Annotated in this window: 23 protein-coding genes; 10 read left to right on the forward strand and 13 right to left on the reverse strand. The window is 67.3% G+C overall.

All coding sequences use genetic code 11. The annotated features are described in order from the left end of the window. Positions 1–13 precede the first annotated feature (13 nt). The 3 genes from AC1RRP_RS05515 to AC1RRP_RS05525 form a co-directional block, all read right to left on the reverse strand. On the reverse strand, positions 14–826 hold the full coding sequence (locus tag AC1RRP_RS05515; RefSeq protein ID WP_493034046.1) for an ABC transporter substrate-binding protein: 813 nt from the start codon (positions 824–826) through the stop codon (positions 14–16). Continuing rightward, complete coding sequence (locus AC1RRP_RS05520) at positions 823–1,590, reverse strand: ATP-binding cassette domain-containing protein (RefSeq protein ID WP_493034047.1); 768 nt, start codon at positions 1,588–1,590, stop codon at positions 823–825. The genes AC1RRP_RS05515 and AC1RRP_RS05520 overlap by 4 nt, the downstream gene beginning before the upstream one ends. Before the next feature lie 70 nt (positions 1,591–1,660). Further along, entirely contained in the window at positions 1,661–2,404 is a 744-nt protein-coding gene (locus AC1RRP_RS05525) for an ABC transporter permease (RefSeq protein ID WP_493034049.1), read from the reverse strand. Between the two features lie 317 nt (positions 2,405–2,721). Between AC1RRP_RS05525 and AC1RRP_RS05530 the strand changes: the two genes are divergently transcribed. Then, a complete protein-coding gene (locus AC1RRP_RS05530; protein WP_493034051.1) occupies positions 2,722–3,918 on the forward strand; it encodes a substrate-binding domain-containing protein in 1,197 nt (398 codons plus the stop codon). Here the strand turns inward: AC1RRP_RS05530 and senA are convergent. Beyond that, a complete protein-coding gene (senA, locus tag AC1RRP_RS05535; protein WP_493034053.1) occupies positions 3,864–5,144 on the reverse strand; it encodes a selenoneine synthase SenA in 1,281 nt (426 codons plus the stop codon). The genes AC1RRP_RS05530 and senA overlap by 55 nt on opposite strands. A 217-nt stretch (positions 5,145–5,361) precedes the next feature. Here senA and AC1RRP_RS05540 point away from each other — a divergent pair, with 217 nt between their 5' ends. Then, positions 5,362–5,964 carry a TRAP transporter small permease subunit gene (locus tag AC1RRP_RS05540; protein ID WP_493034056.1) on the forward strand — a complete coding sequence of 201 codons (603 nt, stop codon included), beginning with the start codon at positions 5,362–5,364 and terminating at the stop codon, positions 5,962–5,964. Beyond that, the gene (locus AC1RRP_RS05545) at positions 5,965–7,767 is read left to right on the forward strand and encodes a TRAP transporter large permease (protein WP_493034058.1); all 1,803 of its coding nucleotides are present in this window, start codon (positions 5,965–5,967) and stop codon (positions 7,765–7,767) included. A 179-nt stretch (positions 7,768–7,946) separates the two neighbouring features. Here the strand turns inward: AC1RRP_RS05545 and AC1RRP_RS05550 are convergent, their stop codons facing one another. Both AC1RRP_RS05550 and AC1RRP_RS05555 read right to left on the reverse strand, forming a co-directional pair. Beyond that, complete coding sequence (locus tag AC1RRP_RS05550) at positions 7,947–9,026, reverse strand: TRAP transporter substrate-binding protein (RefSeq protein ID WP_493034060.1); 1,080 nt, start codon at positions 9,024–9,026, stop codon at positions 7,947–7,949. 144 nt (positions 9,027–9,170) lie between these two features. Next, positions 9,171–10,253 carry a TRAP transporter substrate-binding protein gene (locus AC1RRP_RS05555; RefSeq protein WP_493034062.1) on the reverse strand — a complete coding sequence of 361 codons (1,083 nt, stop codon included), beginning with the start codon at positions 10,251–10,253 and terminating at the stop codon, positions 9,171–9,173. A 255-nt stretch (positions 10,254–10,508) separates the two neighbouring features. Here AC1RRP_RS05555 and AC1RRP_RS05560 point away from each other — a divergent pair, with 255 nt between their 5' ends. Then, entirely contained in the window at positions 10,509–11,408 is a 900-nt protein-coding gene (locus AC1RRP_RS05560; protein WP_493034063.1) for an adenylate/guanylate cyclase domain-containing protein, read from the forward strand. Positions 11,409–11,410: 2 nt separating this feature from the next. Then, entirely contained in the window at positions 11,411–13,195 is a 1,785-nt protein-coding gene (locus tag AC1RRP_RS05565; RefSeq protein WP_493034066.1) for a serine/threonine-protein kinase, read from the forward strand. A gap of 36 nt (positions 13,196–13,231) precedes the next feature. Here the strand turns inward: AC1RRP_RS05565 and dxs are convergent, their stop codons facing one another. From dxs to AC1RRP_RS05580, 3 genes are all read right to left on the reverse strand, one after another. Then, a complete protein-coding gene (gene dxs, locus AC1RRP_RS05570; RefSeq protein WP_493034068.1) occupies positions 13,232–15,130 on the reverse strand; it encodes a 1-deoxy-D-xylulose-5-phosphate synthase in 1,899 nt (632 codons plus the stop codon). 8 nt (positions 15,131–15,138) lie between these two features. After that, positions 15,139–16,029, reverse strand: a complete 891-nt coding sequence (locus tag AC1RRP_RS05575; protein WP_493034070.1) for a polyprenyl synthetase family protein — start codon at positions 16,027–16,029, stop codon at positions 15,139–15,141. Positions 16,030–16,118: 89 nt separating this feature from the next. Next, positions 16,119–16,361, reverse strand: coding sequence for an exodeoxyribonuclease VII small subunit (locus AC1RRP_RS05580; protein WP_493034072.1), 243 nt, complete (start codon positions 16,359–16,361; stop codon positions 16,119–16,121). Positions 16,362–16,871: 510 nt separating this feature from the next. On the opposite strand from AC1RRP_RS05580, the gene AC1RRP_RS05585 reads away from it, so the two are divergent. The 3 genes from AC1RRP_RS05585 (at position 16,872) to AC1RRP_RS05595 (ending at position 20,539) form a co-directional block, all read left to right on the forward strand. Beyond that, positions 16,872–17,993: an aromatic ring-hydroxylating oxygenase subunit alpha gene (locus tag AC1RRP_RS05585; RefSeq protein WP_493034074.1), complete on the forward strand. Its 1,122-nt coding sequence runs from the start codon at positions 16,872–16,874 to the stop codon at positions 17,991–17,993. A 637-nt stretch (positions 17,994–18,630) separates the two neighbouring features. Continuing rightward, positions 18,631–19,518 carry a DMT family transporter gene (locus AC1RRP_RS05590; RefSeq protein WP_493034076.1) on the forward strand — a complete coding sequence of 296 codons (888 nt, stop codon included), beginning with the start codon at positions 18,631–18,633 and terminating at the stop codon, positions 19,516–19,518. Between the two features lie 163 nt (positions 19,519–19,681). Then, on the forward strand, positions 19,682–20,539 hold the full coding sequence (locus AC1RRP_RS05595; RefSeq protein WP_493034078.1) for a sulfurtransferase: 858 nt from the start codon (positions 19,682–19,684) through the stop codon (positions 20,537–20,539). A 9-nt stretch (positions 20,540–20,548) separates the two neighbouring features. Here AC1RRP_RS05595 and AC1RRP_RS05600 read toward each other — a convergent pair whose 3' ends face one another. Then, positions 20,549–21,343, reverse strand: coding sequence for a MipA/OmpV family protein (locus AC1RRP_RS05600; RefSeq protein WP_493034080.1), 795 nt, complete (start codon positions 21,341–21,343; stop codon positions 20,549–20,551). A gap of 144 nt (positions 21,344–21,487) precedes the next feature. Here AC1RRP_RS05600 and AC1RRP_RS05605 point away from each other — a divergent pair, with 144 nt between their 5' ends. Both AC1RRP_RS05605 and AC1RRP_RS05610 read left to right on the forward strand, forming a co-directional pair. Continuing rightward, on the forward strand, positions 21,488–22,747 hold the full coding sequence (locus tag AC1RRP_RS05605; protein WP_493034082.1) for a putative Na+/H+ antiporter: 1,260 nt from the start codon (positions 21,488–21,490) through the stop codon (positions 22,745–22,747). Positions 22,748–22,767: 20 nt separating this feature from the next. Continuing rightward, the gene (locus AC1RRP_RS05610) at positions 22,768–23,184 is read left to right on the forward strand and encodes a VOC family protein (protein ID WP_493034083.1); all 417 of its coding nucleotides are present in this window, start codon (positions 22,768–22,770) and stop codon (positions 23,182–23,184) included. A 1-nt stretch (position 23,185) separates the two neighbouring features. On the opposite strand, the gene AC1RRP_RS05615 is transcribed toward AC1RRP_RS05610, so the two are convergent. From AC1RRP_RS05615 to AC1RRP_RS05625, 3 genes are all read right to left on the reverse strand, one after another. Next, positions 23,186–23,482, reverse strand: coding sequence for a hypothetical protein (locus AC1RRP_RS05615; RefSeq protein WP_493034085.1), 297 nt, complete (start codon positions 23,480–23,482; stop codon positions 23,186–23,188). A 66-nt stretch (positions 23,483–23,548) separates the two neighbouring features. Next, positions 23,549–24,115, reverse strand: a complete 567-nt coding sequence (locus AC1RRP_RS05620) for a restriction endonuclease (protein WP_493034087.1) — start codon at positions 24,113–24,115, stop codon at positions 23,549–23,551. 8 nt (positions 24,116–24,123) lie between these two features. Beyond that, on the reverse strand, positions 24,124–24,945 hold the full coding sequence (locus AC1RRP_RS05625; protein WP_493034091.1) for a ZIP family metal transporter: 822 nt from the start codon (positions 24,943–24,945) through the stop codon (positions 24,124–24,126). Between the last annotated feature and the right edge of the window lie 29 nt (positions 24,946–24,974).

The following is a 24,974-nucleotide window of genomic DNA, read 5'->3' on the forward strand; positions in this document are numbered from 1 at the left end:
AGCACGGCCCGCTTTACTGGCCGGCATTCGGGAAGAAGAGCTGTTCGCCGCCGATCTTGTAACCGGCGATGGCACTCTGACCGGCGGATGAGACGATCCAGTCGACGAAAGCCTGCGCCTCCTTGAGCTTGACCTGCGGGTGCTTGGCGGGGTTGACCACCATCACGCCGTACTGGTTGAAGAGACGCTTGTCGCCCTCGACCAGCACGGCCAGGTCGGCGCGGTTCTTGAAGTTGAGCCAGGTGCCGCGGTCGGCCAGCACATAGGCGCCGCTGGAGGCGGCGATATTGAGCGCCGGGCCCATGCCGCAGCCGCACTCCTTGTAGCCGCTGCCCTTGGCTTCCAGGCCGGCCATCTTCCAGAAGCGCAGCTCGGCGGCGTGCGTGCCGCTCTTGTCGCCGCGCGAGATGAAGGCCGCATGGGCGGCGGCGACTTTCTTCATGGCCTCGACGATGTCCTTGCCCTTGGTGCCCACCGGGTCGGCCTTGGGGCCGATCAGCACGAAGTCGTTGTACATGACGGCCTGGCGCTTGAGGCCGAAGCCGTCGGCGACGAACTTCTCCTCGGCCACCTGGTCGTGCACGAAGACCACGTCGGCATCGCCGCGGCGCGCCATGTCCAGCGCCTGGCCGGTGCCCAGGGCCACGACCTTGATGTCGATGCCGCTGGCGGCCTTGAAGGCGGGCAGCAGGTAGGTGAACAGGCCGGACTGCTCGGTGGAGGTGGTGGACGACATGACGATGGTCTGCGCCGAGCTCGCCAGCGCAGCGACCGCCAGCGTGGCACCCAGCGCGGCCTTGAGGACGGCGGATCTGAAAATGTTCATACGAGTTCTCCTTTGACAAACAATGCGGCGGATGGCGAGACGGCCTGCAGCCGTTCGGCGTCGAAAAATGCCTGCACCGGCAGATCGGCCAGCACGCGGCCCGCCTCCAGGTAGATGACGCGGGTGGCCAGGCGCTTGACCTGGCCCAGGTTGTGGCTGGCGAAGACGACGGTGACGGGCCGGCCCTGGGCGCCGACGGCGAAGTCGGCGATGAGCTGCTCGACCTCGCGCTTGGCGTGCGGGTCCAGGCTGGCGGTAGGTTCGTCCAGCAGCAGGACCTCAGGGCTCAGTGCCCAGGCGCGGGCCAGCGCCAGGCGCTGCTGCTGGCCGCCCGAGAGCGTGCGCGCCGGCTGGCCGGCCTGGGGCAGCAGGCCCACGCGTTCGAGCGCAAGCAGCGCGCGGCTGCGGGCCTCGAGCCAGGGCGTGCCGCGCAGCCACAGGGCCAGGGCCACGTTGTTCTGCGCCGTGGTGCGCAGCATGAAGGGGCGCTGGAACAGCATGGCCTGGCGCAGACCGGGATCGGCCAGGCAGCGGCCGGCCGTGGGCCGCAGCAGACCGTGCAGCAGGCGCAGCAGCGTGCTCTTGCCGCTGCCATTGGCGCCCAGCAGGGCCACGGACTCGCCAGGTGCGATGCTGAGGTTCAACTCGCGCAGGGCCTGCAAGGCGCCAAAGGCGAGACCGGCGGACTGCAGCTCGAAGACGGGCCGGGCCGAACGTTCGATGGTGGCGCCCCGCTCGTGCAGCGCGACGACCTGAGATGACATCACGGCGCTCACCTGGCAAGCTCCGTGCCATGCACTGCGGTGCGCGCGCCTGCTGGCGGCCGTGCGGCGCTCATGCCACGGCCTCCACCCCGGTCACCACGCCGCGGCCGCTGCCCTCGACACGTTCGCGCCAGCGGCGCACCAGGGCGATCAGGCTGTTGAGGGCCAGCACCACGCCCAGCAGGACCAGCCCCAGGGCCAGGGCCAGCGGCAGGTCGCCCTTGCTGGTCTCCAGGGCAATGGCGGTGGTCATGACGCGGGTGAAGCCGTCGATGTTGCCGCCGACGATCATCACGGCCCCGACCTCGGAGATGGCACGGCCGAAGGAGGCCATGAGCATGGTGAGCAGGGCATAGCGTTCGTCCCAGGCCAGCAGCAGGCCGCGCAAGCCCGCGCCCGCGCCCAGGGAGCGCAGCTGCTCGCCGTGCTGGACCTCGGCGTCCTCGATGACCTGGCGCGTGAGCGCGGTGGCCACGGGCAGCACCAGGATGGCCTGGGCCAGCACCATGGCCTCGAAGTTGAAGAGCCAGCCCAGATGGCCCAGCGGGCCGGAGCGCGAGAGCAGCAGGTAGACCACCAGGCCAACCACCACCGAGGGCACGGCCAGCAGGGTATTGAGCAGCGTGAGCACGACGTCGCGCCCGGCAAAACGCGCCACGCCCAGCCAGGCCCCCAGCACCACGCCCAGCACGCAGGCGATGGCGCAGGCCGTGGCGCTGACGCCCAGCGAGCGGCCGACAATGGCCAGCAGGGTCGGATCGAAGGAGGAGATGAGCTGCAGCGCTGTGCTCGCGCTTTCGGTGAACGTCGACATTAGGAGAGCCTGGTCATCCTGTTTTGCAAGTGCGAATGCGGTTAAAACCGCGCCAATCTAGGCGCGCGACGATGCCCAGGCTGACCGCCTGGGCGAGGAGTGCAACAACGAGTGGCGCGGTTTTAACCACATTCCCTTCGGGTTGTGGCCAAAAATGCCATGCGGGGTGCTGCGAAGCCTTGCCGGAGGAAGACTCCGGCGGCGTTTCGCGCCTACCGCATGACATTTTTGATCCACAACGCATCTTGTAAAACAGGGTGACCAGGCTCTCACTGGTATCGTACGGATGGCCCCAAAACCCCACCATATGAACCGCCGTGCATAGGTTGCAGTTTCACTACACATTCGTCCCGCAGGCGCAGCAGCAGCCCGCCCTGATCCGCAACCCCCTGCTGGACCTGCTGCACGCAGTACAGGAGTCGGGTTCCATCTCCGGCGCAGCCCGCCAGCTGGCGCTCTCCTACCGCCACGTCTGGGGCGAGCTCAAGCGCTGGGAAAACGAGCTGGGCAATGAGTTGCTGATCTGGGAGAAGGGCCAGTCCGCACGCCTGAGCGAGTTCGGCACCAAGCTGTTGTGGGCCGAGCGCCAGGCGCAGGCGCGCCTGTCACCGCAGATCGAGGCGCTGCGCGCCGACCTGGAACGCGCCTACGCCGTAGCCTTCGACGACTCGGTGCACGTGCTCACGCTCTACGCCAGCCACGACGACGCCCTGAGCGCGCTGCGCGCGCACGCGGCGCAGACCCAGCAGTTGCACCTGGACGTGCGTTTCACCGGCAGCGTCGATGCGATCCGCGCGCTCAACGAGGGGCGTTGCGTGATGGCCGGCTTTCACACGCTGCAGCAGCCCGGCGCGGGCTCGCTGGCCGAACAGACCTACAAGCCCCTGCTCAAGCCCGGCCTGCACAAGATCATCGGTTTTGCGCGGCGCAGTCAGGGCCTGATGGTGGCCAGGGGCAACCCGCTGGGCCTGCACGGCCTGCAGCAGCTGGCCGGCAGCGGCGCGCGCTTCGTGAACCGCGCCCTGGGCACGGGCACACGCGTGCTGCTGGACGAACTGCTCCGGCAGCAGGGCATCGCGGCCAGCCGCATCAAGGGCTACCGCCACACCGAACCCTCGCATGCGGCGGTGGCGCAGGCCATCGCCGCAGGCCAGGCCGATGCGGGCCTGGGCATCGAGGCAGCGGCACGCGCACGCGGGCTGGATTTCGTGCCCCTGGTCGAGGAGGACTACCACCTGGTGTGCCTGAAGTCGGCGCTGGACGAGCCGGCGGTGCAGGCCCTGTGCCAGGTGTTGCAGGGCGAGGGCTGGTTGCAGCAGTTGCAGCAGCTGCCGGGCTACCACCCGGCCGCCCGCATGGGCGAGGTCCTGGCCATGAGCCGACTGCTGCCCTGGTGGAACTACCGCACGCCCAAGGAAAAACCCGTGGCCACGAAAAAACGCGCCGCGGGGTCTGCCCCTCAGAGGGCGCAGGAACGGAAACCGCTGAAGACGTCGTCGCGCCCGGGCAGGTAGTAGTTGCGGTACTTGGGCGATTTCAGGCGCCGGCGCGTGGCCAGCGAGGCGCCGCGCAGCACCTTGTGGGTGCCGAACCAGGGCTCGGAGTAATCGCGGTAGGGGTCGGCACTGAAACCCGGGTAGCCATAGAAGGTGCTGGCCGTCCACTCCCAGACGTCGCCCCAGCGGAAACCCCGGCCCGCCACCTGGTGCGCTGCCACTTCCCACTCCACTTCGGTGGGCAGGCGCCGGCCGGCCCAGCGGCACCAGGCGTCGGCCTCCCACCAGCTCACGTGCATCACGGGCGACCAGCCGGCCAGGCGCACGGTCTGGCCGAACCAGCGCTGCAACACCCCGCCCTGCCCGCCCCCCTTCAAGCCGGCACGCGCCACGCCGATCTGCTCCACGTGGCGCGGGGCGCGCCGGCCCTCGCGCCGGACCTGGTCCTGCAACCATTCCCAGCCGGCCGGCAGCCAGAGTTCGGGGCGGTCGTAGCCGCCATCGGCCACGAATTCGACGTACTGCGTCCAGCTCACGGGCTGGGCGTCGATCTCGAACTCGGGCACCGCCACCTCGTGCGCCGGGCGCTCGTTGTCGAAGGTGAAACCGGCCCCGGCATCGGCGCCCAGGCGCCAGCGCGTGGCCGGCACCCACAAGGGCTCGCGCGCCAGGGCCGGGGCCGGCAGGGCCAGCTGCAGGCGCAGGCCCAGGGTCTGGGCCATGTAGACGAAGGCCTCGCCGTGCATGTCCTCGTGGAACAGGGCCAGTCGGTAGAAGTAGAGCGCGTCGTCCTCGTCCGGGGTCTTGGCCAGCAGCTCCAGGGACGATTCCAGGGTGGCCAGCAGATAGGACTTGAGGTCGGAGAGCGGGGGCAGTTCGAGGGCCCAGCGCCGGTCATGCGGCATGCGGCTGGAATCCCACCAGAAATCGGCCTGGGGCAGCAGCGAGGCCAGGAGGGTGGCCTGCGGGTCGGCGCGCGGGCCCTGGTGGCGCTGCAGATTGCGCCCGATCCAGCGTTCCTGGAACCAGCCCACGTGGCCGAACTCCCAGAGGGGCGGGTTGAGTTCGGGCAGCAGGGGCACCTGCAGGCCCTGGGCACGCAAGCCCTGCTCGTACTGCTCGATCAGGAACAGGGTGTGGTTGCGTGCATCCATCAGCGCCAGGCTCAGCAAGTCCCGCCCGGCGCCGCGCAGGTCGGCGCTGTCGAGCCGGGCGAAAGCAGGGGCGGGGATTTCGAAGGGCATGGCCCATTATTCCGCATCGCGGCGTCGGTCGACCTGACCGCGCCCTGACGGCCGCCCCCGGGTCCGCAGCAACGCCACTAGTGAATACACCCGTAAGCCCGTAAGGGCGCGCCCTATAAAATCAGACGATTTGCCAGTTGCAGCGGCCGCCAACCATGCACCCACCGGTGGAGCAGGCCCGCTGGCAAGCACCGGACCACCCTTTCCTGGAGCGCACATGCCATTTCTCATCAAACTATCGGGACTGATCGACAGCCTGAGCAGCCGGATCGGCAGGCTCACCATGTGGCTGATCCTGGCCACCACCGTGATCAGTGCCGGCAACGCCATCGTGCGCAAGGCCTTCGGCACCAGCTCGAACAGCCTGCTCGAAATCCAGTGGTACCTGTTCGCCGCCGTGTTCATGCTCGGCGCCGGCTACGGCTTCCTGAAGAACTCGCATGTGCGCATCGACTTCGTGTCCTCGCGGCTGAGCCCGCGGGCACGCAACTGGATCGACGTGGGCGGCATCGTCCTGGTGCTGATCCCCTTCTGCGGCATCGCCATCGCCCTGAGCTGGCCGATGTTCACGCAGGCCTACACCTCGGGCGAGATGTCGCAGAACGCCGGCGGCCTGATCCGCTGGCCGGTAATCGGACTGATGCCGCTGGGTTTTGCCCTGCTGCTGCTGCAGGCCCTGTCCGAACTGCTCAAGCGCGTGCTCTTCCTCGGTGGCCGGGGACCGGACAGCCTGGCCGATGCCGTGCACAAGAGCGACGAGCAGAAGCACCTGGAAGAACTTGAAGCACTTGCCGAGCGCAAGCTGGCCGGAGAAAAATAAATGGAATTCCTCGCACAACAGTTCGTGCCCGTCATGTTCACGGGCCTGCTGCTCCTGCTGCTGACCGGCTTTCCGGTCGCCTTCGCGCTGGCCGCCACCGGCCTGGGCTTCGGTTTTGTCGGCATGGAGCTGGGGCTGTTCCCGGCCACCATGTTCCAGGCCCTGCCCTTGCGCATCTTCGGCATCATGCAGAACGACACGCTGCTGGCCATCCCCTTCTTCACCTTCATGGGCATCATCCTGGAGCGCTCCGGCATGGCCGAGGACCTGCTGGAGACCGTGGGCCAGGTGTTCGGCCCGCTGCGCGGCGGCCTGGCCATCGCGGTGATCCTGGTCGGCGCGCTGCTGGCCGCCACCACCGGCGTGGTGGCCGCTGCCGTGATCTCCATGGGCCTGATCTCCCTGCCCATCATGCTGCGCTACGGCTACAGCCGCACCATCGCCATGGGCGCCATCACCGCCTCGGGCACGCTGGCGCAGGCCATCCCGCCCTCGCTGGTGCTGATCGTGCTGGCCGACCAGCTGGGCCGCTCGGTGGGCGACATGTACGCCGGCGCGCTGATTCCGGGCCTGCTGCTGGTGGCCGCCTATCTGGTGTTCGTGATGATCGTGGCGCTGGTGCGCCCGTCCATGGTGCCGGCCCTGCCACCCGAGGCGCGCATCTACCGCGAGCCCAACGGCCGTTCGGGCCACCGCTCCCTGCTGGCGCTGGTGCTGATCTGTGCCGGCGTGGGCCTGGCCTGGGCCCAGGTGCACGACAAGCTGCTGACGGCCTGGCTGGAACGCAACACGCCCTCGCCGGGCGACGAGGTCCTGATCCTGTCCATGACCCTGGCCTCGCTGACCGGGCTGGCGCTGGCCATCGTCAACCGCGTCACCCGCATGGGCCTGCTGTCGCGGCTGGCAGAGCAGGTGACCTTCGTGCTGATGCCCCCGCTGATCCTGATCTTCCTGGTGCTGGGCACGATCTTTCTCGGCGTGGCCACCCCCACCGAAGGCGGCGCCATGGGCGCGGTCGGCGCGCTGGTGCTGGCCCTGGGCAAACGCCGTCTGGACATGGGCCTGCTCAAGCAGGCGCTGGACAACACGGCCAAGCTGGCGTCCTTCGTGCTGTTCATCCTGATCGGCTCCACGGTCTTCAGCTTCACCTTCAATGCGGCCGACGGCCACATCTGGGTCGAGCACCTGTTTGCCGACATGCCCGGCGGCGCCTGGGGTTTCCTGATCGTGGTGAACATCCTGGTCTTCATCCTGGGCATGTTCATCGACTTCTTCGAGATCGCCTTCATCGTGATCCCGCTGCTGGCCCCGGTGGCCGAAAAGATACTGCCCGGCCTGTTCCCCGGCATGACGGCCGACGTGGCCATGATCTGGTTCGGCGTGATCATCGCCATGAACCTGCAGACGTCCTTCCTCACGCCGCCCTTCGGCTTCGCGCTGTTCTACCTGCGCAGTGTGGCACCCAAGCACGACTACAAGGACCGCGTCACCGGCCAGACCATCCCGGCCGTGACCACGGGCCAGATCTACAAAGGCTCGATCGCCTTCATCTGCATCCAGCTCTTCATGGTCGGCATCATCATGGCCTTCCCCAACCTGGTCACGGGCAATATCGACAAGGTACAGAACCTCTCCGATACCGAGGTGATGCAGCAACTCGACATCCGCGGCACCGAGGACGACCAGCAGGCCGAAGCCGACCGGGACCTCAAGCCCGAGGAGGAGAATGAGAGCGAGGCCAGCACCGTCGGCGAGGACCCCATGAAGGCGCTGCAGGATGCCATGAAAAAAGACGGCAAGTGAGCCCGGCGCCGGTGGCGCCCGCGGGCGCCACCCCGGCCACAGCCCCGCCGAGGCGGGGCTTTTTCATTCCGTAGCCTCCGGTCCATCCGGCGACGGGTCGGGACGACCGCCCCTGTTCCGCCCTGGGTGGACGAAAAAAACCGCGCCGGAGCGCGGTTTTGTCGAGGCGGAGAAGCCGATTACAGCTTCTGCGACTGCATGTAGCTGTCGAATCGCGCTTCGGTGAAGCGGAACCAGAGGTTGGACTCGCGACGGAAGTTGCTGTAGTCGGTGTAGACCTTCTTCCAGTTCGGGTTCTTGGCCGAGAGTTCGCTGTACAGGGCCATGGACTCCTTGAAGGCAGCGTCGAGCACCGGCTTGGGGAAGGACACCAGCTTGGCCTTGTTGGCGACCAGCTGCTTGAGGGCCGCCGGGTTGCGGGCGTCGTACTTGGCCTGCATCTCGGTGTGGGCATACGCCGCAGCACCTTCGATGATGGCCTTCTGCTCGGCGTTCAGGCTGTCAAAGGCCTTGTTGTTGACGAACAGGTCCAGTTGCGGACCACCTTCCCACCAGCCGGGGTAATGGTAGAAGGGGGCGACCTTGTAGAAGCCCAGTTTCTGGTCGTCGTAGGGACCCACCCACTCGGCGGCGTCGATGGTGCCCTTCTCCAGCGCCTGGTAGATCTCGCCACCGGGGATGTTCTGCGGCACACCGCCCAGGCGGGCAATCACCTTGCCGGCGAAACCGCCGACACGGAACTTCAGGCCCTTGTAGTCGGCGACCGTCTTGATTTCCTTGCGGAACCAGCCCCCCATCTGGGCACCGGTGTTGCCCATGGGAAAGCTGGTCATGTTGTAGTTGCTGTAGAACTCGCGCATCAGCTTGAGGCCGTTGCCGTCGTACTGCCAGGCAGTCATCTGGCGGCTGTTGAGGCCGAAGGGGATGGCGCAACCCAGGGCGAAGGTCTCATCCTTGCCGAAATAGTAGTAGGGGGCGGTGTGGCCCATCTCGACGGTCCCGTTCTGCACCGCATCCACGAGGCCGGCGGTCGGCACGAGTTCACCGGCCGCATGCACCGAGATCTCGATCTTGCCGCCCGACATGTCCTTGACCTTGCGCGAGAAAGTCTCGGCAGCGCCATAGATGGTGTCCAGGGCCTTGGGGAAGGCCGAGGTCAGGCGCCAGCGGATGGCGGCCTGGGCGTGCACGGCAGGGGCGGCGCCGGCAGCCAGTACGCCGGCAATGCCCGCGTGCTTGATGAGGGAACGACGGTCCATGAATGTCTCCAGCGGATGATTGAGGTGGGCCGATTCTAGGAACGGCGTTCAGCGGCGAGCATAGGGAGTTACCCCCGACCACCCCTCGCCGCAAAAAGAAAACGGGCCCCTGGGGCCCGTTCCTTATGCTTATTGTCGCCCTGCTTACAGTTTGGCGGAGGACATGAAGCCGTCGTAGCGGAACTCGGAGAAGCGTGCCCACAGGATCTGGTCGCGCTGGAAGGCGCGCATGTCCTGGTGGATCTTCTTGAACTCGGGCGACTTGGCCTCGTGCTCGGCGAAGACCTCCATGGCGGCCTTGTAGCCGGCGTCCATGATCTCCTTGGAGAAAGGCTTGAGCTGGGTCTTGGCCGCGACCAGGCGCTTGAGGGCCAGCGGGTTCATGGCGTCGTACTTGGCCGTCATGTCACGTGCGGCCACGGCGGTGGCGGCATCGACGATGGCCTGGTTCTCGGACGACAGGGCGGCATAGGCCTTCTTGCTGATGAAGAACTCGAGCTCGGCGCCGCCTTCCCACCAGCCGGGGTAGTAGTAGAAGGGCGCGACCTTGTTGAAGCCCAGCTTCTCATCGTCGTAGGGACCCACGAACTCGGTGGCGTCCAGCGTACCCTTCTCCAGCGCCTGGTAGACCTCGCCAGCCGGCATGTTCTGGGCCACGACACCCAGCTTCTGCATGGTCTCGCCGAACAGGCCGCCACCCATGCGCATCTTCAGGCCCTTGAGGTCCTTGACGGTCTTGATTTCCTTGCGGTACCAGCCACCCATCTGGGTGCCGGTGTTGCCGGCGCTGCGGCTCTTGATGTTGTACTGGTCGAAGAAGGCGTCCATCAGCTTGCGGCCATTGCCATGCTCCATCCAGGCGTCCATCTGGCGCGCGGTCAGGCCGAAGGGCACGGCGCAGCCGAAGGCGAAGATGGGGCTCTTGCCGGTGAAGTAGTAGGGCGCGGTCTGCGCCATCTCGATGGTGTTGTTCTGGATGGCATCCACCACGCCGAAGGCGGGCATCAGTTCGCCGGCCGGATGCACGGAGACTTCGAACTTGCCGCCCGAAAGGGCCTTGACGGTCTGCGAGAACTTCTCGGCGCTGCCGAAGATGGTGTCGAGCGACTTGGGGAAGCTCGAAGCGAGGCGCCAGCGCACTGCGGCTTGCGCGTGAACGGCGGGGGCGGCACCAGCGGCCAGTACGCCGGCAATGCCGGCCTGCTTGATGAGGGAACGACGATCCATGTTCTTGACTCCAGTTCAATGGTACGAATCTCCGCGCATCGCGCGCGGGGAACCTGCAAGTGTAGCCGCCTGCGACGGGGAACCCCGGGTCGGCGCCGCCAACGACCTCGCAGGGCTGCGCCCATCCTCGACGCCCCGGCGCACGGGAGGGGGCCGGGCAGCGCTTTTCGAGTACCATTCCTCGGAGGTGGAGGGCGTCAGCACGGCTTCGACGGTTGAGTGATGTCCCCCGCTGACAACCAACCCGGGCGTTCGATGGCCACCGTCGTATTTGCAGATCTCGTAGGCAGCACCAGTCTTTTCGAGCGGCTGGGAGATGAAGCAGCCTCCAGGTTTGTCACCCAGCTGGTCAGCATGCTCAGCGAGATCTTTGGGCAACACCAGGGCCGGGTCGTCAAGGTACTGGGCGATGGCCTGTTTGTCGTCTTCCAGCATGAAGGCGCCGCCCTGGCCGCCTGCATCCAGGTACAGAACCACCTGCTGGAAAAACAGATCCGTCCCGGTGACAGCGGCGCCCCCGTGGAACTGCAGATCGGCATCGACAGCGGCGAAGTCGTCGAGATCGAAGGCGACTGCTTCGGCGATACCGTCAACTCCGCCGCCCGCCTGGCCGACCTGGCCGGCGCCTCGCAGATCCTGACGACCGACAACGTGTGGAAGGCCATCTTCCCGGTGCAACGCGCCGCACTGCGCAGCATGGGCCCCATGTACCTGCGCGGCAAGGCCGAGTCCAGCCACGTCTACCGGGTTGAATGGCAGGCCGGCCGCGATGGCGAGGCGACCATGATCGGACGCTCGACCATCCCGCCCCGGCGCGAGGAATCGCTGGAACTCTCCCATGGGGACAAACGGCTGCAACTGAAAGCCAAGGGCGACCGCATCTCCCTGGGCCGCGCAAGCGATACGGCCCTGCATGTGAACGACCCCCGGGTCTCGCGCCTGCACGCGACGCTGGAGTGGCGCGGCGGCCAGTTTGTGCTGACCGACGCCTCCAGCTTCGGCACCTGGGTCTACCTGGGCAACCAGAACGAGGCCGTGGTGCTGCGGCGTACCGAATGCACCCTGGTGGGCAGCGGCCAGATCGTGCTGGGCTGCGCCCGTGAAGACGAGGATGCCCCCTTGATCGCCTTCTCCATCAAGAGCCAGGTGACCTGACCATGAGCCAGAAGACACTGGGTCGCTACGAACTGATCCGGGTCCTGGGCAAGGGGGCCATGGGGCTGGTCTACGAGGGCCGCGACCCGAATCTGGACCGGCGCGTGGCGATCAAGACCATCAAGGTCGAGAACCTCACGAGCGAGGAAGCCGCCGAATACGAGATCCGCTTCCGCACGGAGGCGCGCTCCGCTGCGCGCCTGCAGCACCCCAACATCGTCAGCGTCTACGATTCCGACCGCGATGGCGACATCGCCTACCTCGTGATGGAATACATCCAGGGCGAGGACCTCAAGCACCACCTCGACCAGGGGGTGCGCTACACCCTGCAGCAGGCGACCAGCATCATGAGCGATCTGCTCTCGGCGCTGGACTATGCGCACCAGCAGAACATCGTGCACCGCGACATCAAGCCGGCCAACCTGCTGATCGAGGCCAGCGGGCGTATCAAGCTCACGGACTTCGGCGTCGCGCGGATCCAGGATTCGGGCGAGGCCACCCGCACCAAGGGCACCATGGTCGGAACGCTCAAGTACATGTCGCCGGAACAGCTGCACGGCCTGCCCATCGACGCCCGATCCGACCTCTTCTCGGCCGGCATCGTGCTGTACCAGCTGCTGACCGGGACCCGGCCCTTCGACGGCACGGGCGACTACGAAATCATCCAGAAGATCGTCGGGCAGGAGGTGGCAGCGCCATCGACCATCAACCCCCTGCTGCCCCCGGCCATCGACCAGCTCATGGCGCGCGCGCTGGAAAAGTCGCGCGACGACCGCTACCCGAACGCCCAGGAATTCAGCGCCGCGCTGCAGGCCGCGGCCAGCTCGGCGGCCGATCCCACGATCACGCCCCCCAAGAGCCCGCCCCGCCCCGGTGAAAGCTCGACCTGGACCTCCACGGTGATCAAGGGCGAATCGCTGGTCAGCACCAGTTCGGGCAGCCTGTCCGGCCTGCCCAGTTCCACCGTGACGCAGGAGGTGGAGCTGGTCTACTGGAAGGAGATCAAGGACTCGGTCGATGTCGAGGAGTTCAGGGATTTCCTGCTCAAGTTCCCGGCCGGCATCTATGCCGATCTGGCGCGCCGCCGCATCAAGCGGCTGAGCAACCCGGGCGGCGAGCATGGCGGCTCGCGGTCCGGCACCGGAACGCGCACGGTCGTCCCCCAGGCGACGACCGTTCCGAACGAGCCCACGATGAAGATGGCCGCGGCGCCAGCCCCGGTGGAGGAAGACCCGGAAGCCACCCGCATGCTCCCGCCACGCAAGGCAGCCGCAGCGCAGGCTGGTACCGAGGCGCCCGCCCGCAGCCGGCGCGGCTGGCTACTGGGCGGAGCCGGCCTGGCGATCGTGGCTGCCATCTTCCTCGCTTACCTGGGCCTGTCGAGCAAGCCCGCACCCACGCCCGCAGCCGCCATCGTCGACAAAGAAACAGATGAAACGCCCAAGGCCAAACCCGCGTCGGTGGCGCCCCCTGCCAAGACGCCCCCCGCACAACGTGCCGACGTGAAACCCCGGGCCGCCGAACCGAAACCAGCCCCCAAGGCGGCAGCCGCGCCCCCACCCCAGGACAAGCCCCGAGCCCCGGACAGCCCGAAAACGGCGAGCAAGGCGCCCGCGCCAGCCGCCGCTGCGACGGCGCCACCGGACCCGAACGCGGCCTGCGAGGGACGCATCCTGCTCGGGTACCTCACGTGCATGAAAGAGCAGTGTGACAAGGCCCTTTACGCGCAGCACCCGGTGTGTGTGGAACGGCGTGAAATGGAACGGCGCAACCAGCAGCCCCAGTGAGGCCGGCCGCCGGCCCGCCAACAGCCGGCGAGTGCCTCAGCCCACGACCTTGAGTGCCGGTTTGGCCTGGGGCACCAGCGCGGGGTAACGCTTTTCGATCGCGGTCTGGATGCCGGCGGCGTCCAGCCCCTGCAGGGCCAGCAGCTTGGCCGGATCCCCATGCTCGATGAAGGCGTCGGGCAAGCCCAACTGCAATACCGGCTTGAGCACGCCCGCAGCCTGCAGCGCTTCGCCCACCGCGCTGCCAGCGCCGCCCATGACGGCGCCCTCCTCCAGCGTGACCAGGGCCTCGTGCGTCGCAGCCACCTTGAGCAGCAGTTCCACATCGAGCGGCTTGGCCCAGCGCATGTTCACCACCGTGGCACCGAGCTTCTCGGCGGCGGCCAGGGCCGGGTAGAGCAGCGTGCCAAAGGCCAGGATGGCGATGCCCTTGCCTTCGCGCTTCACCTCACCCTTGCCATAGGGCAGGGATTCCAGACCCGGCAGTGGGCTCACGCCCGCACCGGCGCCGCGGGGGTAACGCACAGCCACGGGATGGTCCTGCTCGAAAGCGGTGCTCAGCAGCTGGCGACATTCGCGCTCGTCGGCCGGGCAGGCCACGGCCATGTTGGGAATGCAGCGCAGGTAGGCGATGTCGTAGTTGCCGGCGTGCGTGGCGCCGTCGGCCCCCACCAGGCCCGCGCGGTCCAGCGCGAACACCACGGGCAGCTTCTGCAGGGCCACGTCATGGATCAGCTGGTCGTAACCGCGCTGCAGGAAGGTGGAGTAGATCGCCAGCACCGGCTTGAGCCCTTCGCAGGCCAGGCCGGCGGCGAAGGTCACGGCGTGCTGCTCGGCGATGCCGACGTCGTAATAACGGCCCGGGAAACGCTGGTGGAACTCCACCATGCCCGAGCCCTCGCGCATGGCCGGCGTGATGCCGACCAGGCGCGGGTCCTTGTCGGCCATGTCGCACAGCCACTGGCCGAAGACCTGGGTGAAGGTCTGCTTCGGGGGCGTGGCGGGCTTGACCAGGCCCACGGCCGGGTCGAACTTGCCGGGGCCGTGGTAGGCCACGGGGTCGGCTTCGGCCAGCTTGTAGCCCTGGCCCTTCTTGGTGACCACGTGCAGGAACTGCGGCCCCTGCAGGTGCCTGATGTTCTCCAGCGTGGGGATCAGCGAGTCGAGGTCATGGCCGTCGATGGGACCGATGTAGTTGAAACCGAACTTCTCGAACAGCGTGGCCGGCACCACCATGCCCTTGGCGTGCTCCTCAAAACGCTTGGCCAGCTCGAACAGCGGCGGCGCGCCCTTGAGCACGGTCTTGCCCACCTGCTTGGCGGCCGCATAAAAGCGCCCGCTCATGAGCTGGGCCAGGTAGCGGTTGAGCGCGCCCACCGGCGGGCTGATCGACATGTCGTTGTCGTTGAGGATGACCAGCAGCTTGCAGTCTTCGACGCCGCCGTGGTTGAGCGCCTCGAAAGCCATGCCGGCCGTCATGGCGCCGTCGCCGATCACGGCAATGGCGTGGCGGTCCTCGCCCTTCTGGCGCGCCGCCAGGGCCATGCCCAGGGCGGCGGAGATGGAGGTGCTGCTGTGCGCGGTGCCGAAGGCATCAAAAGGGCTCTCGCTGCGCAGCGGAAAACCGCTGAGGCCGCCGAGCTGGCGCAAGGTGTGCATGCGCTCGCGCCGGCCCGTCAGGATCTTGTGCGGGTAGGTCTGGTGGCCCACGTCCCAGACCAGGCGGTCGTGCGGGGTGTTGAAGACGTAGTGCAGCGCCACCGTGAGTTCCACGGTGCCCAGGTTGGAGCTGAGGTGGCCGCCGGTCTTGGAGACGCTGTCGAGCACATAGGCCCGCAGCTCGTCGGCCAGGGTGCGCAGTTCGGCCCGCGGCAGCTGGCGCAGCTCGGCCGGGTCGTTGATCGTCTGCAGCAGGGGATAGGAGGTATCGGACATGCTCTTGCTCAATGGACCCGGTTCACCACCATGTCGGCCAGGGCGCGCAGGGCGCGCGTCTCGGCCAGGCCGCTGGTCTCCAGTGCCTGCAAGGCCTGGGCATACAGCTCCTGCGCGTAGGCGCGTGAACGCACCAGCCCCAGCAGGGACACGTAGGTGGGCTTGTCCTGCTCGGCGTCCTTGCCGGCCGTCTTGCCCAGCGTGGCGGAATCGGCGGTCACGTCGAGGATGTCGTCCACCACCTGGAAGGCCAGGCCGAGGGCGGCACCGTAATCGCTCAAGGCCTGGCGCTCACCCGCGCTCACCTCACCGCAGGCCGCGCCCATCAGCACGCTGCCTTGCAGCAGGGCGCCGGTCTTGAGACGGTGCATCTGGCGCAGCTGTGTTTCGTCGAGCTTCACCCCGACGCTGGCCAGGTCGATGGCCTGGCCGCCAGCCATGCCCGCGCTGCCGGCCGCGTGCGCAAGCAGGCGGCACAGGCGCGCCTGCATGGCCTCGGGCACGCCGTCGTTCTCGGGCGTGAGCAGTTCGAAAGCCAGGGCCTGCAGTGCGTCACCGGCCAGCAGGGCACCGGCCTCGCCAAACTTCACGTGCACCGTGGGCTTGCCCCGGCGCAGCACGTCGTTGTCCATGCAAGGCATGTCGTCGTGCACCAGGGAATAGGCGTGGATCAGTTCCGTCGCGCAGGCCGCGCGCAGCGCGGCGCGCTCATTGCCGCCCACGGCTTCGGATGCAGCCAGCACCAGCAAGGGGCGCAGGCGCTTGCCGCCGTCGAGCACCGAATAGCGCATGGCCTCGCCCAGCCCGGCCGGGGCATCGATGCCGACCCAGGCCTCCAGCGCACGCTCCACGCGCGCCAGCCGCTCGCTGCTCCAGGTACGCAGCTCGAATTCCGTCATATGGGCCCCCGCGCTTGCCACTGCGTGTGCTGCGCTGCCCCCCGGAGGGGCCTTCGCGCCTTGGGGCGGCCCTGCGTCGCTCATTACTTTCACTCGGGTGTCCATGTCTTGAGGGTGCCTTCGTCCAGCACCTTGATCTGGCCTTCGACGGCTTCCAGCTTGTCGCGGCAAAACTTGAGCAGCTCGGCGCCGCGCTGGTAGCCCGTGAGCAGTTGCTCCAGCGGCAGTTCGCCGGACTCCAGCCGGCTGACCAGCTGTTCAAGTTCCTGCAAGGCCGCCTCGTAGCTGACGGGGGTGCCGGGTGCGGACGTGGATGTGGAAGCCTTGGCCATGGAAACAGGACGTTGTAAACGCAGCATTTTAGGCCGTGCGCCGCCTCGGGGCCGGGCCGACACCGCCGCAGGCCCCTGAAATTCGGTCACGGCACGCAAAATAGCGCGCTGCAGCCGGTCCCTGGCGCCCCCCGGGGTACAATCCCTGGCTCTCCTGGCCTGCCGTACTGGCAACGCCTTTTTTCCTTTGTCACGCCTTTGGGCGTACCTCCCTGTGGGGAGTCTGTGGGGCCTGTTCACGTCATTTTTGCACGATGCGTTGTGGATCAAAAATGTCATGCGGTAGGCGCGAAACGCCGCCGGAGTTTTTCTCCGGCAAGGCTTCGCAACACCCCGCATGGCATTTTTGGCCACAACCCGAAGGGAACGCCGTGAAAACCGCGCCACTCGTTGTTGCACTCCTCGCCCAGACGCGCAGTCTGGGCTTCGTCGTGCGCCTAGATTGGCGCGGTTTTCACGGCGTTCGCATGTGCAAAAATGACGCGAACAGGCCCCGTGGTCAGGTCACCCATGTCTGATTTAAGTCTTCAACTGCAGCAGGCGCACAGCCAACTACCAGTTTCAAGCTACTTCGACGAAGCGCTGTTCCAGCGCGAGATGGCACTCATTTTCGGGCGCGGCCCGCGTTATGTGGGCCATGCCGCCAGCGTCCCCGAAGTAGGCGACTACTACGCCCTCCCCCAGGAAAAGGAAGGGCGGGCCCTGGTGCGCACGCCCGAAGGGGTGGTGCTGGTCTCCAACGTCTGCCGTCACCGCCAGGCCGTCATGCTCAAGGGTCGCGGCTCGCTCCAGGCCACCGCACCCGGCAGTGCCGGAGGCAATATCGTCTGCCCCATCCATCGCTGGACCTATGCGCCCGAAGGCCAGCTGATCGGCGCGCCGCACTTTGCGCACGACCCCTGCCTGAACCTGAACAACTACAAGCTGCAGGAGTGGAACGGCCTGCTCTTCGAGGACAACGGCCGCGACATCGCCGCCGACCTGTCCGGCATGGGCCCGCGCGCCGAACTCGACTTCACGGGCTACACCCTGGACCGCGTGGAACTGCACGAGTGCAACTACAACTGGAAGACCTTCATCGAGGTCTATCTGGAGGACTACCACGTGGGCCCCTTCCACCCGGGCCTGGGCCACTTCGTGACCTGCGAGGACCTGAACTGGGAGTTCAAGGACAACTACTCGGTGCAGACCGTGGGCGTGTCCAGCGCCTTCCAGCGCCCCGGCTCGCCGGTCTACCAGCGCTGGCACGATGCCCTGCTGAAATACCGCAACGGCCAGCTGCCCGAGCGCGGCGCGATCTGGCTGACCTACTACCCGCACATCATGGTCGAGTGGTACCCGCACGTGCTGACCGTCTCCACCCTGCACCCGGTCAGCCCCGGCAAGACGCTGAACATGGTGGAGTTCTACTACCCCGAGGAGATCACCGCCTTCGAACGCGAGTTCGTCGCTGCCCAGCAGGCCGCCTATATGGAGACCTGCATCGAGGACGACGAGATCGGCGAGCGCATGGACGCGGGCCGTCGGGCGCTTTTCGAGCGCGGCGACAACGAGGTCGGTCCCTACCAGAGCCCCATGGAGGATGGCATGCAGCATTTTCATGAGTGGTACAGGCGGCAAATGGGGATTTGATTCCCCAAGGCCCCTCTTCTTGTGATTCGTCTCCCTGACGGGGCACCTATCTACCCCCCACTCTCCCCCCCGCCCCTCTCTACCCCCGCCGGGGTAGAGAGGGGAGCTTCGATTTGGTTACTGCGCGCCGGCTACGCTTCTACGGCGCGTGGTGTTGCCACCGCAATCGAGTTCCTTCATTGGTACGCAATCGGTCGTAGAGAACTCGCACGGACTAGCACGCCACCGCTGACGGCTGCGCCAGCCAGCAACGAGACCCACCACGCCCATGGCCCCAACTGTCTCGCCCACGGCAGGCCGCAAAGCGGCCGCCGTCGTTGGCGCGCGAAGATGCCGCCCTTTACTACGACCGAGAACCAGCCATCTAGGCTGACCTCAAGCGGTGGCGACGCCTCTTTCCATAGAAGCCTGTCCAGACCACCAGAAACCAAATCCAGGCTCCCTTCTTTGCCCCCGGCGGGGTGCACTAAGCAACGGCTTTGCCGTTGCGTGCCCATACGGGGCAATACGGCCCGCACGCGCGACCGCGCGTGCTCGGGGCGGGGGGATGACTGGGGGGTTGTTCAAAGCCTCGCCAGAGAAGACACAAGAACAACGAAACAAGAATCCCCGGTGGGGAAAATGGGGAGTCACTGAATTGCAAGCCCTCTGGATGGTCCTGGGCGCCTTCTTCTTCGCCACCATGGGCGTGGCGGTGAAATACGCCTCGGCCTCCTTCAACACCTTCGAACTCGTCTTCTACCGCGGCCTCATCAGCATTGCCTTCCTGGCCCTGATCCTGCGCGGCCGCGGCATCGGGCTCAAGACCCCCGTGCCCTATATGCACGCCTGGCGCAGCATCATCGGCGGGGCCTCGCTGACAGCCTGGTTCTATGCCATCGCCTGGCTGCCGCTGGCCACGGCCATGACGCTGAACTACATGAGCGGCATCTGGGTCTCGGCCTTCATCGTGGGCGGCGCCATCCTCTATGGCAAGACCGAGCGGCAGGGGCCGCTGCTGGCCACGGTGCTGCTGGGCTTTGCGGGCGTGGTGCTCACGCTGCGCCCCACCATCGACCAGAACCAGCTCTTCGCCGGCCTGATCGGCCTGCTCTCGGGCATGAGTGCCTCGCTGGCCTATCTGCAGGTCACGGCCCTGGCCCGCGCGGGTGAGCCCGAGGGCCGCACGGTGTTCTATTTCGCCGTCGGCACCGCGGTCACCGGCCTGGTGGGCATCCTGTTCACGGGCTTCACCCCACCCGAGCAGATCCACTGGCAGGCTGCGGCCTGGCTGCTGCCCATCGGCGTGTTGGCCTCCCTGGGCCAGTGGTGCATGACACGCGCCTACAGCCGCGGCCACACCCTGGTGGTCGCCAGTCTTCAGTATTCGGGCATCGTCTTCGCTTCGCTCTACAGTCTGGTGCTCTTCGGCGACCAGATCCCGCTCTACGGCTGGCTGGGCATCACGCTCATCGTCGGCAGCGGCGTGGCCGCCACCTTCCTGCGCGAACGCGCGATCCCCAACACCCCGGCTGAAGAGCATTAATCCCCCCCGACTCTCGCCCACTGCGTGTGGCTCGCATCCCCCCTCAAGGGGGCGCACCCAGCGGCCTGGCAAAGCCGGTTCCGCGAGTGCCCTGTGTTGAGTCCCTTACATGCCAAATCATCAATCTTGCGCGGTACGATGTCACACCCTTGAAGGCCTTTCCATGTACACGACCCTCATCAGCGCCGAACAGCTCAAGCACCTGGTGCACGATCACAAACCCTTGATGCTCTTCGACTGCAGCTTCGAGCTCATGAAACCCGCCGAGGGCGACGCGCAGTACGAGCGCGTGCGCATCGCCGGCGCGGTACGCGCCAACGTGGACCGCCATCTCAGCGCCAAGGACAAGGCCCAGGCCGTCAACGGCGGGCGCCACCCGTTGCCCAAGCCCGAAGTGTTTGCCGCCTGGCTGGCCAGCGTGGGGTTCCAGAGTGACATGCAGGCCGTGGTCTACGACCGCCAGGGTGCCAACTACTGCGGTCGCCTCTGGTGGATGCTCAAGTGGGTGGGCCACGAGAACGTGGCCGTGCTCGATGGCGGTCTGCAGGCCTGGGAAGCCATCAACGGCCCCGTGGCCACCGGCCCCGACCTGCCGCGTGTGCCCTCGGCCTTCCAGGCCGGCGCGCCGCGCGCACAGCTGGCCACGACCGAAGACGTGCTCAAGCACCTGGAACTGCCCGACCAGACACTGATCGACGCGCGCGCGCCGGCACGCTTTCGTGGCGAGGTCGAGCCGCTGGACCCGGTGGCCGGCCACATCCCCGGTGCGCTGAACCGCCCCTTCGGCGAAAACCTGGGACCGGACGGCAAGTTCAAGTCGCCGGCACAGCTCAAGGCCGAGTTCCAGGCCCTGCTCGGCGAGCGTCGCCCGCAGAGCGTGGTCCACCACTGCGGCAGCGGCGTGAGCGCCCTGCCCAACCTGCTGGCCATGGAAATCGCCGGCCTGGGCCGTGGCGCGCTGTACGCCGGCAGCTGGAGCGAATGGTGCGCCAGCCCCGATCGCCCCGTGGCGCGCGGCTGAACCGGGCGCTCAGAAGGCGTAGGCCAGCCCCGCCACGCCCGTCAGGGCGGTGCTCCTGCGGGTCAGCGCGCTCTCGCGTGCATCACCGAGCAGCTGGTTGAAGGCGATCCCGGCAAACACCGAGGTGTCCTTGCCCAGACGCCGGCTGAGCGAGGCGTTCACCCCCACGTTGCGCCAAGCCGCCCCGGGGCTGGCCACGGCATAGCCGCTGGCGGCCGACTGCGCCGACGTGACCCCGAAGTAGTCCTGCATGTAGTCGGCATTGGCCCAGTGCGCCCCCAGGCCGAGGGACAGGCGCGTCTGCATGCCCAGCGGCACGCCATAGCTGGTGCCCAGGTCGAGCACCAGGCCGCGGCGCTGCGTGCCCGCGCCCTGGCGCAGCGAAGACGTGAAGGCCAGTCGGGGCCCCCACAGGCGATTGAAAAAAACACCCAGTTCGGGCTGGGTGTCGATGCTGCCCATGCCGCGCAGGGCCTCGGAGCGCCCCTCATCGCGCCCCAGGTCCACCGTCAGGCGCGGGCCGTACTGCAGCTCGGGCGATGCAGAGGCGTTGTAGCCCAGGCCGTTGCCCACACCGGCAAACCAGCCGTTGCTCCACTGGTAATCGATGGCGGGCAGCAGCAGGTTGCGCCGCTCGTCGGAGCCCCGGTAGGCCGTGCCGGCAATGAAGAAGACCCCTGCGCGCCCACCGTCCTGGCCCGGCGGCAGCGGCGCCAGGCGTACGGCCTCGAAACCCTGGGCGCCCACGAAAGGGCTGAGGCCGGCCAGCAGGGCGGCCATGGAACAACGGACAAGTGAGGACATGAAGGTACCGGTGGAGATGCTGGCACCAAGCTTAGCCGCAAGACCGATCCCTGCGCACGCACAAGGCCGAAAGTCCGGGGCGTGTATTCCCGAAAAGACATGGGGACATGGCACAGGAACTGCCGGCCGGGTTAAGGTCGGGGGATGAGCAACCCGACCCTGATCCAGACCATTGCTGCGGTGCTGTTCGCGCTGGCCGTGCTGCACACCTTCTCGACCAAGTTCTTCGAGCACCTGGCCCACACGCAGCCGCGCCACGCCGGCCTGTGGCACCTGCTGGGTGAGGTGGAGGTGGTGTTCGGTTTCTGGGCCATGGTGCTGGTGGTCTGCATGTTCGCCCTCAGTGGCCAGCAGGAAACCACCACCTACCTCGACACCCGCAACTACACCGAACCCATGTTCGTGTTCGTGATCATGGTGATCGCCGGCACCCGCGCCATCCTGCAGTTCGCAGGGGCCCTGGTGCGTGCCGTGGCCCGTCTGCTGCCGCTGCCGCGCGGCATGGCGATGTACTTCCTGGTGCTGGCCTTCGTACCGCTGCTGGGCTCCTTCATCACCGAGCCGGCCGCCATGACACTGGCCGCGCTGATGCTGCGCGACACCCTGTTTGCGCAGGCGATCTCGCGCCGCCTGCAGTACGCCACGGTGGGCGTGCTCTTCGTCAACATCTCCATCGGCGGCACGCTCACGCCCTTTGCCGCGCCGCCCGTGCTGATGGTGGCAGCCACCTGGAACTGGGACCTGTGGTTCATGATGACGACCTTCGGCTGGAAGGCGGCCCTCGCCGTGCTGATCAATGCCGGCGTGGCCACGCTGCTGTTCCGACGGGAGCTGGGCCACATGGACCGCAGCGATGCCGACGCCGGCCCCGCCGTGCCCTGGCCGGTGGTGGGTGTGCACCTGGCGTTCCTGCTGGGCGTCGTGCTGTTTGCCCACTATCCGCCGGTCTTCATGGGGCTCTTTCTCTTTTTCATGGGCTACGCCGCCGCCTATGAGCGGCACCAGGACCGCCTGATCCTGCGCGAGGCGCTGCTGGTGGCCTTCTTCCTGGCCGGCCTGGTGGTACTGGGCGGCCTGCAGCAATGGTGGCTGCAACCGGTGCTCATGCGCATGGATGCCACGGCTGTGTTCTATGGCGCGGTAGCACTCACCGCCATCACCGACAACGCGGCCCTGACCTACCTGGGTTCGCTGGTGCAGGGCCTGAGCGGGGAGTTCAAGATCGCGCTGGTGGCCGGCGCCGTCACCGGCGGCGGCCTGACCGTGATCGCCAATGCGCCCAACCCGGCGGGCGTGGCCATCCTGCGCGGCAAGTTTGAGGACAGCACCATCCATCCGCTGGGCCTGCTGCTGGCCGCCCTGCCGCCGACCCTGGTGGCGATACTGGCTTTCCGCATGCTGTGATCCGGGTGCATAGTGAGGTCATGCAAGCGCGCATCACCGTCATCACCCTGGCTGTCGAGGACCTGGAACGCGCGCTGCGCTTCTACCGCGACGGCCTGGGCTTCGCCACCGAAGGCATCATCGGCACCGAGTTCGAACACGGGGCTGTGGTCTTCATAGACCTGCAGCACGGCCTGAAGCTCGCGCTGTGGCCACGCAGCAGCCTGGCACGCGACAGCGGCTTGTCGCTGACCCCGCCCTGTCCCACCGGACTCTCGCTGGGCCACAACGTGGCCTCGCGCGACGAGGTGGACGCCGTGATGCAACAGGCCGCGCACGCCGGAGCCCGCATCGTCAAGCCGGCGCAGGTCACCTTCTGGGGCGGGTATGCGGGTTATTTCCAGGACCCGGACCAGCACCTGTGGGAAGTGGTCTGGAACCCGGCCTGGGCAGGCTGATTCAGCGCCCCAGCCGGTCGGAGGGCGGGCCGTCGACCTGGCGCGATTCGACGTCGATCACATCGGCGTCACGCGCCGTCTGCGCGGCTCCCGGGCGGTAAAAACGCTGCCACTGCGCGCGGCGCAGGATGGCAAACGCCAGGGGCTGCACCGGCCGGCCCGTGAGGCGGGCCCACAGCGCGCGCAGGCCCCAGAAGACCAGCAGCAAGAGGCCCGCCGCCAGCAGGCTGAGCAGAAACACCAGGCCCATGAGGGCCAGCACGAGGCGCAGCAGGAATCCGAAGAGTCTCTTGATCATCTTGTCCAGGTTCATCGGGGGCAGATGGGTCGGAATGCGGGCCTAACAAGGGCCGGCCGTATTTCTTTACTTGAGCAGCAGCAGGGCCAGCGCACGACCGTCCACCAGCTGCAGACCCTGCTCTTTCGCGTAGCGTTCGCCCGCCTCCGAGACCGGGCCCAGGCTCAGATAGACGCCGCGTGCCCCCTGCTTGTCGCACGCCGACTGCAACAGCCGCAACGCCTCCACGCCCTGGCTGGCGGCCTTCCAGCGCCGGCAACTCACCAGGCTGGCCTGGCCCTGGCGTTCGATGCGGAAATCGGCGGACTCGCCTTCCAGGCGGGTGACGCTGTAGCCCTGCTGAGCATAGGCCTGCGCCACCCAGGCCGAGAAATCGCGCCAGTTCATGGCGGCGGCACGCACCAGCGTCTCGTCCAGCCGGGTCGCACTGGGCGCGCGCCACTGGCGCCAGGCCGCCACGGCGGCCACCACCACAAAAGGAAAGGTGCCCAGCATCACGACCACGGCGTACTCGCGCGGCAGCAGGGCAAAGGCGACCACCGACATCAGCACGGAGATCAGCAGGCTGATCCACCAGGGTGAGCGCAGCAACACGGCGAAGAGCGAGCGCTCGTTCATCTTGAACTTGAACACAGGGAACCTCAATGGGTGTGCGCGAGGATGCTGGCCAAGGTGACCAGGCCGATGCCCGCCAGCAGCCAGGCGATCTGCGCCAGAGTCTCGGCCAGGCTCAGGCGCTTTTGCAGCTGGGGGATCAGGTCGGCCAGGGCCACGTAGATGAAACTGCTGGCAGCCACGACCAGGAAGTAGGTCAGGTAGTCGTGCAGCAGGTCCACCAGCCAGTAACCCACCAGCCCCCCCAGGGCGGTGATGGCGCCGGCCAGTGTGACCTTGAGCAAGGCCGCCTTGCGCGTGCCGCTGCTCAGGCGCAGCACCATGAGGTCGCCCATATGGTGCGGCACCTCGTGCGCCAGCACGGCCAGCGCGGCGATCACGCCCAGGCGCAGGTCGGCCATGAAGGCCGACGCGATCAGGATGCCGTCGCCGAAGCAATGCACGCTGTCGCCGGCCAGCACGCTCCAGCCGCCGGTCATGCGCTCGGGCGCATGCGCGTGGCCAGGGGGGTGCGCGTGATCGTGCCCATGGTCGTGCTCATCATCGTGGTCGTGCCCGGCATCGCCATGGTGGTGCTCGTGGCCGTGGTGCCAAAGCTCGGCCTTGTCGAGCAGGAAAAAGAAGACCACCCCCACCAGCAGCGTCAGGAACAGCGCCTGCGCATCGACGCCGCTCTCGAAGGCCTCGGGCAGCAGGTGGAGAAAGGCCGTGCCCAGCAGCGCGCCGGCCGCCAGGCTGAGCATGTGCTGGGTGTAACGCGCCAGCACGCCGAAGCTCAGGGCCGCGGCCAGCCAGACGCTGCCGATGCCGGCCGCCAGCGTGCCAAGGAGAATCGCAATCAGGGTCATGGCTTCGATTCTCGCAGACGTGTCAAGAG

The sequence above is a fragment of the Hylemonella sp. GW821-FHT12C09 genome (assembly GCF_058807395.1).